The sequence below is a fragment of the Massilia sp. TWP1-3-3 genome (genome assembly GCF_049897805.1).
In the GTDB taxonomy this organism is placed as follows: domain Bacteria; phylum Pseudomonadota; class Gammaproteobacteria; order Burkholderiales; family Burkholderiaceae_D; genus Telluria_A.
Map to the genome: position 1 here is coordinate 130,838 of NZ_JAFCWX010000001.1, position 13,425 is coordinate 144,262.

The 13,425-nt window shown below is 62.6% G+C and carries 12 protein-coding genes; 1 reads left to right on the forward strand and 11 read right to left on the reverse strand.

Annotated features, from left to right (window positions below):
- Window positions 1-33: 33 nt before the first annotated feature.
- From ACP7D4_RS00605 to ACP7D4_RS00635, 7 genes are all read right to left on the reverse strand, one after another.
- Window positions 34-1,050, reverse strand: a complete 1,017-nt coding sequence (locus ACP7D4_RS00605) for a LacI family DNA-binding transcriptional regulator (RefSeq protein ID WP_426103490.1) — start codon at window positions 1,048-1,050, stop codon at window positions 34-36.
- A 10-nt stretch (window positions 1,051-1,060) separates the two neighbouring features.
- On the reverse strand, window positions 1,061-2,140 hold the full coding sequence (locus ACP7D4_RS00610) for an ABC transporter ATP-binding protein (protein WP_426207507.1): 1,080 nt from the start codon (window positions 2,138-2,140) through the stop codon (window positions 1,061-1,063).
- A gap of 4 nt (window positions 2,141-2,144) precedes the next feature.
- Entirely contained in the window at window positions 2,145-3,017 is an 873-nt protein-coding gene (locus tag ACP7D4_RS00615; protein ID WP_426103488.1) for a carbohydrate ABC transporter permease, read from the reverse strand.
- Window positions 3,014-3,898, reverse strand: coding sequence for a carbohydrate ABC transporter permease (locus ACP7D4_RS00620; RefSeq protein WP_426207508.1), 885 nt, complete (start codon window positions 3,896-3,898; stop codon window positions 3,014-3,016). Before ACP7D4_RS00620 ends, ACP7D4_RS00615 begins: the two co-directional genes overlap by 4 nt.
- Window positions 3,899-4,121: 223 nt before the next feature.
- Window positions 4,122-4,286: a hypothetical protein gene (locus ACP7D4_RS00625; protein WP_426207509.1), complete on the reverse strand. Its 165-nt coding sequence runs from the start codon at window positions 4,284-4,286 to the stop codon at window positions 4,122-4,124.
- Between the two features lie 111 nt (window positions 4,287-4,397).
- Complete coding sequence (locus tag ACP7D4_RS00630; RefSeq protein ID WP_426103485.1) at window positions 4,398-4,637, reverse strand: hypothetical protein; 240 nt, start codon at window positions 4,635-4,637, stop codon at window positions 4,398-4,400.
- Window positions 4,638-4,727: 90 nt separating this feature from the next.
- Complete coding sequence (locus ACP7D4_RS00635) at window positions 4,728-5,075, reverse strand: ribonuclease E inhibitor RraB (RefSeq protein ID WP_426103484.1); 348 nt, start codon at window positions 5,073-5,075, stop codon at window positions 4,728-4,730.
- A gap of 84 nt (window positions 5,076-5,159) precedes the next feature.
- On the opposite strand from ACP7D4_RS00635, the gene ACP7D4_RS00640 reads away from it, so the two are divergent.
- Complete coding sequence (locus ACP7D4_RS00640) at window positions 5,160-5,525, forward strand: SLOG family protein (RefSeq protein ID WP_426103483.1); 366 nt, start codon at window positions 5,160-5,162, stop codon at window positions 5,523-5,525.
- Window positions 5,526-5,617: 92 nt separating this feature from the next.
- On the opposite strand, the gene ACP7D4_RS00645 is transcribed toward ACP7D4_RS00640, so the two are convergent.
- The 4 genes from ACP7D4_RS00645 to ACP7D4_RS00660 all read right to left on the reverse strand — a co-directional run bounded on the left by ACP7D4_RS00645 (window position 5,618) and on the right by ACP7D4_RS00660 (window position 13,281).
- The gene (locus tag ACP7D4_RS00645) at window positions 5,618-6,925 is read right to left on the reverse strand and encodes a glycoside hydrolase family 3 C-terminal domain-containing protein (protein ID WP_426207510.1); all 1,308 of its coding nucleotides are present in this window, start codon (window positions 6,923-6,925) and stop codon (window positions 5,618-5,620) included.
- Window positions 6,901-8,058 (reverse strand): glycoside hydrolase family 3 protein, encoded by a 1,158-nt coding sequence (locus tag ACP7D4_RS00650; RefSeq protein WP_426207511.1) that lies wholly within the window; start codon window positions 8,056-8,058, stop codon window positions 6,901-6,903. The genes ACP7D4_RS00645 and ACP7D4_RS00650 overlap by 25 nt, the downstream gene beginning before the upstream one ends.
- Window positions 8,059-8,117: 59 nt before the next feature.
- Window positions 8,118-10,841, reverse strand: a complete 2,724-nt coding sequence (locus tag ACP7D4_RS00655; protein ID WP_426207512.1) for a TonB-dependent receptor — start codon at window positions 10,839-10,841, stop codon at window positions 8,118-8,120.
- A gap of 355 nt (window positions 10,842-11,196) precedes the next feature.
- Complete coding sequence (locus tag ACP7D4_RS00660; RefSeq protein ID WP_426207513.1) at window positions 11,197-13,281, reverse strand: carbohydrate-binding protein; 2,085 nt, start codon at window positions 13,279-13,281, stop codon at window positions 11,197-11,199.
- Window positions 13,282-13,425: the final 144 nt, after the last annotated feature.

Here is a 13,425-nt window from a genome sequence, read left to right on the forward strand (position 1 = left end):
TAAGATCGATATTGCGGTCTCGGGGTGTTTTTGTCAATCTGATTGTGCGGCTTTGGCGAGCGAAGCGCGCTGCGTGACGCTGATCGGAAAATCGCGCGTGACGGCGCGCTCTAGGCCATAGCAGCGGTTGAGCAGCGCGTTCAGCCCGGACCGCGTGACCGTGCGCCACGGGACGTGCACCGACGTCAGGCGCGGGGCCGAAAATTCAGTGCTTGGCGTATCGTCGTAGCCCAGCACCGACACGTCGCCCGGCACCGACATGCCAATCTCGTGCAGGAACGAGAGCGCACCGACGGCCATTTCATCATTGGCGCAAAATAGCGCCGTGAACACGTGGCCTGACTCGACCAGCTCCTTGGCGCAGGCCCAGCCGCCTTCGGGCGAAAAATCGCTCTCGGCCACCCACATGGCGGCCGTGTCGATCCCCGCGCGCTCCATTTCGCCCATGAAGCCGGCGATACGGGCCACGTTGTCGGGCAGCGTGGAAGGGCCGGCAATCACGGCGATTTTGCGATGCGCAAGGTCGAGCAAGGCGCGCGCCGCCAGCACCCCGCCTTGCGTATGGTCGGCCGTGAAGCACTGTTCGGGAATGCTCGCAAAGCTGTGGTTCAGCACCACCAGGCGCGATTGCTTCGGCCCCAGCGCCGCAATGTCGGCGTCGGTCAGGTGGTTGGTCATGGCGATCAAACCGTCGCAGCCGCGCTCCATCAGAAATTCGATGCCTTCAATTGCCTGCTCGCGCGGGTTGCCCAGGCCTACGCCAAAAGCGACCACCATGTGCAGCCCGGCGGCGCGCAGCTCGGTGTCGATCAATTGCAGGATCGGCGTGTAAAACGTCCCCTTGAGCACCGGGATGTAAACCCCGATCATTTGCGAGCTGCCCGAGAGCAGCGAGCGGGCCGCGTGCGAGGGCCGAAAGTCGAGCTCCTCGATCGCCTGTCTGACTTTTTCCATGGTTGCCTGAGACACCGAGCCCTTGCCGCTGACCACGCGCGAAGCGGTTCCCAGTCCCACGCCCGCCAGGCGGGCTACATCCTTGATAGTGGCCATGTCATTTTCCTCAGGATGCGGCGAGCCGCTGCTCGCTCGTTTTGTCGAACAGGGACAGGCGCGCGCAGTCGACGCCAAAACGCACCGCTTCATTGAGCGCGAAAACGCGGTTGTCGTTGACGATCGCCGACAGCTTGCGCTCGCCAATCCTGATCCACACGATCTGGTGATTGCCCATCGGTTCCACCAGCGCCACCGTCCCGGTAAAAGGCCCCGAGTCGCCGAGCAGGATATGTTCGGGACGAATGCCGAGCACCACCTTGCCGCCAGCCAGGCTGCAAGAGGGACCGAGCGCGAGCGTCAGCGACGGCGACGGCGACAGGGACGGCGACATAAAGCGCCCGCCGGCGTCGAGCGTACCGTCGATGAAGTTCATCGCGGGCGTGCCCAGAAAGCCGGCCACGAACAGGTTTTGCGGGCGCTCATAGACCTCTGCCGGCGCGCCGATCTGCTGCACTTTGCCGCCCTTCATGACTACGATGCGGGTGGCCAGCGTCATCGCTTCGACCTGGTCGTGCGTCACGTAGATCATCGTCGAGCGCAGCGTCTGGTGCAGCAGCTTGAGTTCGCGCCGCAGCTCGGCGCGCAGCTTGGCGTCCAGGTTCGAGAGCGGCTCGTCGAACAGGAACACGCCGGCCTCGCGCACCAGCGCGCGCCCGATCGCCACGCGCTGGCGCTGCCCGCCCGACAGCTGCGCCGGTTTGCGCTGCAGCAGCGCGTCGAGGTGCAGCATCTCGGCGGCGCGCGCCACGCGGCGCGCAATTTCCGCCTTGGGGGTGCCGGCGATGCGCAGGCCGAAGGACATGTTCTTTTCCACCGTCATGGTCGGATACAGCGCATAGGACTGGAACACCATGCCGATCCCGCGCTCGCTCGGGTCGGCGAAGGTCATGTCGCGCCCCTTGATTTCAACCGTGCCGGAAGTGACGTCGATCAGGCCTGCAATACTGTGCAGCAGGGTCGACTTGCCACAGCCGGAAGGCCCGAGCAGCACCAGGAACTCGCCCTCCTCCACGGCCAGGGTCAGGTCCTTGATGATCTCGTTCCCGCCCAGGTTGATGCACAGGTCCCGCAAACAAACATTCGACATGACGTTAGCCTTTTACCGCGCCGGCGGCGATACCGCGCACAAACCAGCGCCCTGAAATAAAATAGATCGCCAGCGGTACCATCGACGTGAGGATGGTCGCGGCCATGTTGACGTTGTACATGCGCGTTCCGGTGGTGGTGTTCATCACGTTGTTCAGCTGGACCGTCATCGGATAATTGTCGGTGCCGGCGAACTGCAGCCCCAGGATGTAATCGTTCCACACGCCCGTCACCTGCATGATGGCCGCCACCACGATGATCGGCAGCGACATGGGCAGCATGACTTGCGCGAAGATGCGGAAAAAACCGCCGCCATCGATGCGCGCGGCCTGGAACAATTCGTGCGGCACGCCCGCGTAGTAATTGCGAAACAGGAGCGTCATGACCGGCATCGCAAAGATGATATGCACCAGCACGATGCCCGACAGGGAGCCGAACAGGCCCATGGCGCCGGTGACGCGCACCAGCGGATAGATCATCACCTGCAGCGGCACGAAGGCGCCCACCATCAAGACCGCGAACAGGAGCGCCGAGCCGCGCGGGCGCCAGAACGAGAGCGCATAGCCGTTGATCGCGCCCAGCAGGATCGGCAGGATGGTGCTGGGGACGGCGATTGCCACCGAATTCCAGAAGCCGCCGCGAATGCCCTCGCATGACAGGCCGGTGCAGGCGCTGCTCCAGGCCTGGCGCCAGGGTTCAAAGGTGACCTGCAGCGGCAGCGCGAAAATATTGCCGAGCCTGATCTCCTCCATCGATTTGACCGAGGTGACCAGCATCACATACAGCGGCAGCAGGAAAAACAGCGCGGCGCTGAACAGGAACGCGTAGATGCCCAGGCGGGCGGGCGAAAATCGCGAAAATTGCGAGCGGCGCTTCATGCATGATCCTTGCGCCGGCGCGCATACAGAAATGGCGCGGCCATCGCAATGACCGGCACCAGCATCACCACCGCTGCCGCCGAGGCCAGCGCGATGTTCGCGCGCTGGAACAAATGATCCATGATGAACTTGGCCGGCACTTCGCTGGCGGTGCCGGGGCCGCCCTGGGTCATGGCGACGACCGCGTCGAACAGCTTGACGACGGCGGTAGTCAGCAGCAGCAGCACGGTGGCCACGGTGGGGCCGAGCATCGGCAGCACGATCGACATGTACACGCGCCAGACGGGAATGCCATCGAGGCGCGCGGCCTTCCAGATTTCGGCGTCGATGCCGCGCAGGCCGGCCAGCATCATGGCCATGACCAGGCCTGACGCCTGCCACACGGTGGCGATCACGATGGTGTACATGACCATGTCTTCGTTCTCGATCCAGTCGAAGGAAAAGCCGGCAAAACCCATCTGGATGACGGCGTGTTCAATGCCGTCGGCCGGTTTGAGCATCCATTGCCATACCAGTCCGGTGGCCACGAACGACATCGCATACGGATACAAAAAGACGGTGCGCAGCACGCCTTCGCCGCGCACTTTCTGGTCGATGAACACGGCCAGCAGAAAACCGATGACCAGGCAGGCGGCGATGAACAGCACGCCATACAGCGCCAGGTTGTGCAGCGAGACCATCCAGCGTTCGTTGTCGAACAGGCGCGTGTACTGCGCCATGCCGACGTAGGTATCGGTGGGAAAGGTGCGTGCGTTGGTAAAGGAAGTATTGAGCGACCAGAGCACGGTGCCCAGATAGCCGACGATGACGGTCAGCGCCATCGGAATCAGTGCGGCAAACGGGATGAGTCTGCGAAGCAGGTGCTTGCTTGGTGCGGCCATCGTGTCTCCGGGTGGGCGGATCTGTGTCCGCTTGCTTGGAAGACGCCAACTTGGAAACGTTCCCAACGCAATATCGAGAATATAACACCCATCGATTTTGGGTGTCAATTCATTCTGAGCGTGGGTTGGAAATGAAGGTTGGAAATGAAGGTGAGGACTGAAGGTGAGGAATGAAGGTGCGAACTGAAGCCGGGAATTGACGCCGACGATCAGGCGAAAAAAACTAGCCGCCGTAGGTCATGCCAGCGGCGCGGATGATTTCGAACCAAAACGTCCCGTCCTCATGCTGTGCGGGGGGGCGCTTGTTCGGGCCCGTCAGCACCCGCACCGACACATGCATCGGCACGCCATAGGTAGCAAGATAGGCGGCAGCGGCACGCGTGGACATCTGCTTCTGGACCATGAGGCCCTTCTCAACCCGGTAAGCCATCAACCGGTCTTTCCGCTCTTGAACCATCGTTTCCTCCGAATTCACCAATATACATCCCCGGAGAAACTTTCACAATTGCTTAGCCGCAAGATCGGGTGCGGAGCTTGTGGTCTGCCCCCGGTTGCCGTGCAACTCTTTACACAAATACACGAAAGGCGTGCTCGACCGCGGCGTACCCGTCGCGTTCAACGATGTGGTTGTGGCGCCGATGCCGCCTTTATCGACGCGCCAGACAAGCGGCACCACCTGTTTTTGGGGCACGGGGGAATGCAGCCACAGCCTGCCGTCACCCAGGCGCACGATGGTCATGCGCGACGACACGGTGGAACCGGCGATCGTGAAGGCGTGCTGAACATGCCACAGCTTGGACGCGATTGACTGCAGCGTGAAACTCCTGGTTTATTTTGGCGTGATGGGGCCGACGTCCATGCCGTCGTAACTATCGAGTTCGTGCTTGGCGGCCAGCTCGTACAAGCGCGCATTTTGTGCGAACAGCGACTCGGGCGTGTGCACGTCCACCTTCACCACATGCAGGAAAAAATAGTCTTCCTGCCCTTTTTCAAGCTGGGGAATGAAGATGTCAACGTAGCGAAAGCCCAGCTTTTGCAGTTCCTTGAGCGCAGACTCCAGCTTGGCGCGCTTGCGGTCGGTGAAGAAGTAGCCCCATTCCATGGGCTGCGCGAGGTCCCAGCCGGCGTTTTCGCCGACGTTGGCAAACATCGCCTTGATCTGTTCAAGATCGATCATATACAGTACTCACTTTGGTAGCTATTTCAACAATTAATACCTTACCTTAATTGCCGCCAGCTTGCCAAAACAGGAGAGAAACTGATGCGCGTACTGGTCACCGGATCGACCACCTGGACCGATGCGCACGCCTTGCGGCGCGCGCTGTCGGCGCTGCCGGAAGGGTCCACCATTGCGACGGGGGACACGCCCGGCATTGATGCGCTGGCCATTGCGCTGGCCGCCGAACTGGGCTTGGCGGCCGAACCAATGAAGAAGAACCGGGCCGACCGCAAAGCCTACCCGGCCGACAGCTGGAAGGGACTGAACGAGCGCATGCTCGCGACCGGCATCGACCTGGTGCTGGCGTTTCATGCCCAGTACGGCCAGCCGGGCTGCGCGCGCGGGACGGTGCACATGGTGGCGCTGGCCACCGCCGCCGGGATCGAGGCGAGGACTTTCCTGCGTTAGTGGCCAATAGCGCTCGATAGTGGCGCCTGATCGCGGGATTCGTCACGGGTCCCGTCCTGTTTGAGGCGGGTATCAGCTTGGTGGCGACCGCATCATGGCGGACAGGCCAGCGCATCACGGCTCTTGGCGCCGCCGCCAACGATTTCAATATTGGCAAATGCCGCCTTGAACGCGCCTTCGGTATCGATGCTGAACGGCGTGATGATCTTGCCCAGGTCGACCCCCTTGGCAGTAAAGCAGGCCAGCGCAAGTTTGACGGTTTGCTTCCCTTTGCCAACCAGGCCTGCCAGCGTTGTGGCGATGTCAATGAACTCGCCGTTTATTCCGACCATCACGGGTGCCGTGGGTGTGGTGTCGACCATGGTATCGAATTGCAGCGCGCCGTCAGTGGCGGCAAAGGCCGGCAGAGCACGCGCCTTGTTGCCGCTTGCCTCAAAGCGCGCCGGCCCGCGCCACGTGATGCGCTTGCCGTCTTGCTGGGTGTTCATTTGTACCGTTTCTACCGTGGCGCCCGACACGGTGAAGACCTTGTTCAAATCGCTGCCCAGGGCAATGCGCTCGGCGCCGCTGCCAAGATACAGCGGCCAGCTCGCGCGATCCCCTTGCGTGAGCACCGGCCACGCATTCGTGATGCCGCAGCCCCCCTCTGCATAACGCGTGTCAAGCTGCCCGACCGTGGCCGAGCTGCCGTAGCGCAGGCCGTAGCCAAGCTTGAACAGAGGCGCGCTGTCTTTGCCCGCCGTGCTCAGGTCCGTCTGGCAAACGCTACCGGGCCACGCGAATGACCATGTGCCGCTGAAGGGGCGTCTGCCACTGGAATGTGAGTCCTTTGAATGCCCTCCTCCTGAATGCATTCCTTTTGAATTTACGCCTGTGAACAAGACATCCGCGATACCTTTGCCTTCCGTGCCGGGCAGCCACGCGGCGACAAAGCTGTCCGACAGATTCATCAAGTCATTGGCATACACAGGCCGACCGGACAACAGTACCGTTACCACCGGCTTGCCCTTACCCCCAACAGCTTTCAGCACCTCCAGGTCTTCCGGATAACGCGCGCTGTGGCGCAGCGTTCCCGCAGGCCCGATGTCGCCCGCGCCTTCCGCATACGGCGTTTCACCAATGACCGCAATCACGGCGTCGAATGCGGCCACGTCGATGCCTTTCACATCGTGGCTGTACGTGACGTTGGCCGCTCCCGCTTTCTCGACAATGCCGGCCAAAATCGTATCACCATTGGGAAAGTCGCCATTTTTGTTGTCCGTGCCTTGCCACGTCAGCGTCCAGCCGCCATTTTGCAGCGGCAGGCTATCGGCCCCCTTGCCCACCACCAGAATTTTTTTGCCTGGCGCCAGCGGCAAGGCATTCCCGTCATTTTTCAGTAAGACCAGGGATTCGCGCACGAGTTCACGCGCACGATGCGGGTGACCGCGTCGTCAATGCGCGCCATCGGAATCACGCCGCTTTCCACCTGTCCGATAGTGTTGGCGATGAAAGCCTTCCAGTCGTCCGGCACCATGACCATGTCGATGCCCGCATTGATGGCTTGCGGACAGCTGGCGTTGCTGCAACCGGGCACTTGGGCGATGCCGTTCCAGTCCGAGACGACAAAACCGTCAAAGCCCATCTTTTGTTTAAGCGCTTCGGTGATCATCGCTTTGCTGCCGTGCAGCTTGCCATAGTCGATGCCGCCGGCCTTGTCATGCCAGCTGTTGTACGACACCATCACCGTCTGCGCGCCGGCGGCCAGCGCGCTGTAGTACCCCTGGCCGTGCACATTGATCATCTGTGACCGCGTGGCCAGCGCGTTGCCCTGGTCCTTGCCCTGATCGGTGGCGCCGTCGCCCATGAAGTGCTTGGCGGTGGCGATCACGCTCGCGTCACTGCCGAGCTTTCCCTGCAGGCCGCGCACGTAGGCGCCGGCGTAGGCATTGACGACGGCCGGGTCTTGCGAAAAACTTTCGTAGGTGCGGCCCCAGCGGGCGTCCCGCACCACTGCCAGCGTGGGCGCGAACACCCAGTGAATGCCGGTGGCGCGCACCGCCTTGGCCACCGCCGCGCCCATCTTGCCGACCAGGCGCGCATTGTGCGCGGCGCCCAGGCCAATGTTGTGCGGGAACTGGGTGGCGCCCACCACGTTGCTGTTGCCGTGGATGGCGTCGACGCCCCAGATTACGGGCACCTTCAGGCGCATGTCGGTGGCCATCGACGCGTCGTAATACTGGTCGGCCAGCGCCACCCAGTCGGCCGGCGCGGCGTGCTTGTTCATGGCCGGCCAGCTGCCGCCGCCGTTGAGCACCGAGCCGAGGTAATAGCGGCGTACGTCGTCCGGCGTTGCGGTTTTGATTTCCGGTTGCGTCATCTGGCCCACTTTCTGGGCCAGCGTCATCGCGCCGACGATTTCCTTGACGCGCGCTTCGAGGTGCGCGTCGGTGCGCACCGCGCTCGTGATGTGCGGCCAGTCGGCCAGCGGCGCGGCGCAGGCGCTGGCGGCACAGGCCAGGGCGGCGAGAATGAGATAGATATTCTTATGCATGGAGTCGCTCACAAATAGAGGGCGCAGCTGCCTTGCTGCAGCGGCGCCCGACTGGTTAATTACAGCTTGTAGTTCAGGCCCAGCAGCACCTGGCGCCCGTACGTGGTGTAGCGTTCCGGCGCATACGAGCCGCCGGTAAAGGGGTCGCCCTGCATGGTCTGGTATGGTGCGTTCTTCACGTTGTTCACCTGCAGCAGCAGCGCGGCGCCTTTCAGGGGGCCGGTGTCAAAGCTGTAGCCAAGCTGGAAGTCGACCTGGTTTTCGGCCAGGATTTCGCTAATGGCGCGCTGCGCAAACAAGCCCGTGACTTCACCGCGATAGGCCGAACGGTAGCGCCGGCTCACGCGCGCCGAAAAGCCGTTTTTCTCATAAAACGCCGTCACGTTCGACACCACGCCCGACAAGCCGGGCAGCTTTTCCTTGGTACCCGGACCGTTGGGATGGATCGAGCTTTCCGTGGCCGATATGCTGGCCAGCACGCCAAAGCCCTCCAGCGCGCTCCACAGGCGGCTGGCTTCGAAGGAGCCAGACAACTCGGCGCCGCGCACCATGCCGCCCTCGCCGTTGGCCGGACGGTTCATGGTGCCGGTGTTCGACAGCGGCACCACGCTCGACGGATTCGGAAAACCCATAAAATCGAATACCGTTTGCTGGTTGTAGATATAGCTTTTGAGCTTTTTGTAGAACAGTGCGCCGGCGATGTACCCGCTCTTGCCGAAGTAATGTTCAAGCGAGAGGTCGAAGGCGTTCGCGCGCCAAGGCTGCAAGCCTGGATTGCCGCCGCTGCCGTTCCACATTTTGGTCGTGGCGTCCACGCCACCGGTGGCGCCGGCGCGCATGTCGGCCATGCGCGGCCGGGCCAGCGTCTTGGCCACGCCAAAACGCGCGGTGGTGCCGCCCAGGTAGTGGCTCAGGTCGAAAATCAGGTTCGCGCTAGGCAGCACGTCGGTGTAGGCGTCGCCGCCCGAAATCGGCTTGGTGGTGTTGCCGGACAAAGCAATGCCGTCCGAATCCTGCTGCATGCGGATCATTTGCAGTCCCAGGTTGCCGCGCAGGGGCACCTGGCCCAGATCCGTATCGATCGACAGCTTGCCGAAGGCGGTGGTCTGCTTTTCCGTCACGCTCCAGTTGTTCAGCGCGTCGTTGTCGGGGCGCGCCGGTTGCTGGTCGTAGTATTTGTCCAGCACCGCGAGCGTGTCGTAGCTCAGGGTGCCCGGCAGGCCGGCGAACGACAGCGAGGTGGTTGGCACCAGCAGGTCGGACGACACCGTCGCGGGGGCGCGATTGTTCTTCAGGAAGTAGTAGTTGTTGACGTCGACGTGGGTCTTTTCGCGCCTGGACTGGCTGATGCCCGTTTCAACGCTGCGGAAAAAACCACCAAGGTCATGCCTGGCGCTCAGCTTGAACGCGCCCAGCGTGTCTTCCACCACGGGGCGGTGCATGTCGCCGTCCTTGCCCCAGCCGCCGACGTCAGTGAGCTTGATTTTGCCCGGGTTGGCAAAGTCGACGCTCGGCGTGAAAGTGGGCAGCCCGGCGCCAGTGGGAATCTTGAACTTGAAGTCGTTGTCGGTGAGGCCGGCGTTGGCAGGACCGAGGCCGGCGTAGGTTTCCAGCACCTGCTCGCGGCGCTTGGCGCTCGAATACGACAGGTCGCCGTCCAGCGCCCAGCCGCCCACCTTGAGGCGGTTGTTCCAGCCCAGCGCGCCGATCTTGTCCTTGCGCGTATTGAAGTCGTTGCGCACGATCGGCTCGAGGTTGACGATGGCGCCGGCCGTGAGCAGCTTGGTGCCGCCGATGGTGTCGATCACCGGATTGTTGTAGCGGACTGCGCTCCACTGGTGCGAATTCCACATCATGCCGCGCATCGTGGTTTCCTGGTCAAACTCGGAGTAGTACAGGTCGAGCGCCGTGCGGTAGTTCTTGCCCGGCTTGAAGTCGATCACCGCCATCAGGCCGTCGCGCCGCTGCTGGCGTGACGAGGCGGTTACTTCGGCGCCCTTGAGCGCTATCACGTCGGCCGGCAGGCCATTGTTCTCGCCGCCCCACCACCATGATTTGTATTCGCGCTGCTGGCCGGGTGAATCGAGATGGGCAAAGCCGACCGCCACGCCCAGCGTATTGTTGAAAAACTGGTCGATGTAAGAAAAGCTCATGCGCTTGCCGCCCGCTTTTGAGCCGTCGTTGAGGGCGCCGTTCGAATTGCGCTCGCCGCGCAGGCCGATGGCAATGGTGCGTCCGCGCCGGTCGAGCGGGCGCACCGTCTGCAGGTCCACGGTGCCGGACAAGCCCTGCCCCATCAGCGTGGCGTCGGGGGTCTTGTAGACGGTCACGCCGTTGATCAGCTCCGACGGATACTGGTCGTATTCGGCGCCGCGGTTGTCGCTGGTCGAGACCAGTTCGCGTCCGTTCATCAAGGTGCCCGCGAAGTCGGGGGCCAGGCCGCGGATCGAGATCACTTGCGCGCGCCCTTCGACGCGCTGCGCGGTCAGGCCGGCCAGGCGCGAGATCGATTCTGCGATGCTGACATCGGGCAGCTTGCCGATGTCTTCGGCGGTGACCGCTTCGACGATCGAATCGGAGTCGCGCTTGATGGCGATCGAGCTGGCGATGCTGCCCCGAATCCCGGTCACGGTCACCACATTGGTGCTCTCGCCAGTGGGCGCGGTGCTTTGCGCTTGCGCAGCCGCGGCCGACAGCAGCAGCGCGCAGGCGGCGGCGATCGGGGTGATCTGGATGATGCCGCGCGGGTGAAGCTGGCGCGTCTGGTTACCTTGGGTATGCATGGTGTCTCTGTCTCCGGTTTATTTTTATGAAGAGCAAGCGGTGATGCCGGGTCGGTGATGCAGGAACAATCTGGAAGCGCTTCCACAGTGACCCGAAAATTTTGCCCGGGTTTGGCAGCCAGGCGCACCTGCTGGGGAGCGCAACGACTGAAACCGGGGCAATGACATGATGTGGGAGCGTTCCCACATCATGTGTTGATCGTAGCATTGGGGTGTTTGCGAAGTCAATCGATTTGATGACGAATGTTCACTCGTGGCTGGGCGACGCCAGCTCTTCGGACACCAAAAAAAAAGCAACAGCGCCGCTGCTGCGCCGCTGTTGCAAAGAGGAGCTACAGAACGTCTATTGCTTGGTCTATTGCTTGTTCAGCTGCCACCAGTTCAGGTTCCACCCGCCCACGCGCGAGTAGATCGCCAAGTCCTGCTGCCCTGCCGTCAACTGCACCGTCGCACTGACCGTGGTCCACGCCTGAAAGCCGCCCGTATTGGGCACATTGATCAGCGCCAGATCGGCGCCGTTTTTACTGAGCACCAACTGCCCGCCCGTAAAACCGCTGGCGACGCGGAACTGCACCGTGTGGGCACCGCCGACCGGCACATTGATCGGATACGTCATCCAGTCATTGTTGTCCGTGTAGCCCACATTGAAGCCGCCGCCAGTATCCGTGGTCGTCTCCACGCGCATGCCGACGTGATTATTGAACATTTCCGCTTCAATCCGCGTGCCCACCGTCGGCTTCCAGTTCATCCACGTGGCCATCGCTTCATTTTTGACCAGCGCTTGCGTGCCAAAGCCGCGGAAATATGCTTCGATCGCCGCGGCCGACGCGGTGCTCACATTCAGGTTGCCATAGGCGCCGGCGGTGCTGTTGGTGACCATGCCCCAGTTCCAGCCGCCGCCGTTCCAGCCTGCCTGCGACGTGGTCTTGTACGACCAGGCGGTGCCGCCCCAGCCAAGCATGTTGAAGATGTCGTGGGTATGGCGCGTCATCTGCGCACCGTAGTTGCCCAGCAAAGTCCACGGCTGGAATTCACCCACCAGGAACGGCGTGCTCAAAGCGGTCAGCTTGGTATTCCAGGCGCACACCTCGCGCGCGTCGCCGGTGCCGCACTGCAGCCAGTCCGCATACATGTTTGCCTGCGCCGCGGGACCGGAGACTTCGTTCCATCCCCAAAGGCCGGGATAAAAATGCATCCAGAACGCGACGTTGCTCTTGCCGCGCGCATTCGGGTTGCCATAGGCGTCGATGCCCGAATTGTGCCCCGGCAGAATGATCATGTGCTCCGGATCCTTGGCGCGCACGGTGTCGAACAGCTCGTAGCCAAAGTTGGCCAGCGTGGTGGCGTCGGTCCCCCACGGTTCATTGAGCAGGTCGTAGGCGGCCACCGCGGTGCGGCCGCGGTAGTGGCTGGCGACCATGTCCCACACCCATTTAGTGCGGTCGCGGTAAGTCTGGTTGGTCCACATTTCCGCCGGGCCCACGCAGCCGTCGTGCTGCTCGCTGGCCGCCGCCGCGCCGCCAACGGCGCCGTGCAGGTCGAGGATCACATACATGCCGCGCTTTTCCGCTTCGTTGACGGCAAAGTCGAGGTACTTCCAGGCGTCAGCGCGCAGCGTGTAGGGCGCGTTCTTGTTTTCGACCACGTCATACAAAAAAGGCACGCGCACCACGTTCATGCCCATTGCCTTTATCAGGTCGAAGTCGCGCGCCGTGATGTAGCTGTCGCGCCAGACGTTCATCAGGCGCTCTTTTTCGGTCACGCCAAAACGGCTGGCAAGCGTGGACTCAAGCGTGCACTGGTCGGCGATCGCCCCGCCGCTGTTGGCAATGGACGAATTCATCATCCACATTTCCATCGCCAGCCAATTGCCCAGATTCACGCCGCGCAGGTTCACGCGCGCGCCGCTGGCGTCGACCCAGTATTTGCCGCTCTGGCGAATCGCCGGCAGCGCGGCGGTACTGGCTTCCCTGGTGAAACCGATCCAGTTCAGGTTGAAGCCGCCGCCCTTGGCGAACACCGTCAGATTCTGGGCGCCCGCCGACAGGTAGACGCGCGAGGCGATGGTAGTCCAGGTTTGCCAGCCGCCCGTGTTTGGCACGCCAGTTACGCTGCTGATATCAAGGCTGTTCTGGCTCAAGACGATCTGGCCGGTGGTGCCGGCCGAGGCCACCCGGTACTGCACCGTGTACCAGCCCGCCGACGACGGATTGACCGAATAGGTCATGTAGTCGTTGGCGTCGATCCAGCCAACGTCGCTGCCGCCGCCGGCGTCGCCCGTCGCTTCGAGCGCGACGCCCGCCATGCTGGTGTAAGACTCTGCCTGCAGCGTGCCCGGTAGTGCTGTCTGGGCCGCGCTGGTCGCTCCGGCCAGGGCCAGACCAAGCCCGAGCAAGAGTCGAAGGGCGCCTGGGGCGCGCATAGTTATTTGCGAATGCATGTTCTCTCCATTATCAGTATAGGCCGCGCGCTGCCGGGAATGTGCATGCGGGCGCGGTATGACATGACTGTGTCCGTTCATGGCCAGGCCATGACGGTTTGGCGCGCTTGTCGCCTCCTCCCTTGGGCAGTGAACAGTAAACAA

Excerpts from the sequence above, each read along its gene's own strand:
- ACP7D4_RS00625 (WP_426207509.1), bottom strand. The coding sequence starts at position 4,286 with ATGTCCACGCGTGCCGCTGCCGCCTATCTTGCTACCTATGGCGTGCCG.
- ACP7D4_RS00660 (WP_426207513.1), bottom strand. The coding sequence starts at position 13,281 with ATGCATTCGCAAATAACTATGCGCGCCCCAGGCGCCCTTCGACTCTTG.
- ACP7D4_RS00630 (WP_426103485.1), bottom strand. The coding sequence starts at position 4,637 with ATGACCATCGTGCGCCTGGGTGACGGCAGGCTGTGGCTGCATTCCCCC.
- ACP7D4_RS00620 (WP_426207508.1), bottom strand. The coding sequence starts at position 3,898 with ATGGCCGCACCAAGCAAGCACCTGCTTCGCAGACTCATCCCGTTTGCC.
- ACP7D4_RS00650 (WP_426207511.1), bottom strand. The coding sequence starts at position 8,058 with ATGCATAAGAATATCTATCTCATTCTCGCCGCCCTGGCCTGTGCCGCC.
- ACP7D4_RS00635 (WP_426103484.1), bottom strand. The coding sequence starts at position 5,075 with ATGATCGATCTTGAACAGATCAAGGCGATGTTTGCCAACGTCGGCGAA.
- ACP7D4_RS00640 (WP_426103483.1), top strand. The coding sequence starts at position 5,160 with ATGCGCGTACTGGTCACCGGATCGACCACCTGGACCGATGCGCACGCC.
- ACP7D4_RS00615 (WP_426103488.1), bottom strand. The coding sequence starts at position 3,017 with ATGAAGCGCCGCTCGCAATTTTCGCGATTTTCGCCCGCCCGCCTGGGC.
- ACP7D4_RS00655 (WP_426207512.1), bottom strand. The coding sequence starts at position 10,841 with ATGCATACCCAAGGTAACCAGACGCGCCAGCTTCACCCGCGCGGCATC.
- ACP7D4_RS00610 (WP_426207507.1), bottom strand. The coding sequence starts at position 2,140 with ATGTCGAATGTTTGTTTGCGGGACCTGTGCATCAACCTGGGCGGGAAC.
- ACP7D4_RS00605 (WP_426103490.1), bottom strand. The coding sequence starts at position 1,050 with ATGGCCACTATCAAGGATGTAGCCCGCCTGGCGGGCGTGGGACTGGGA.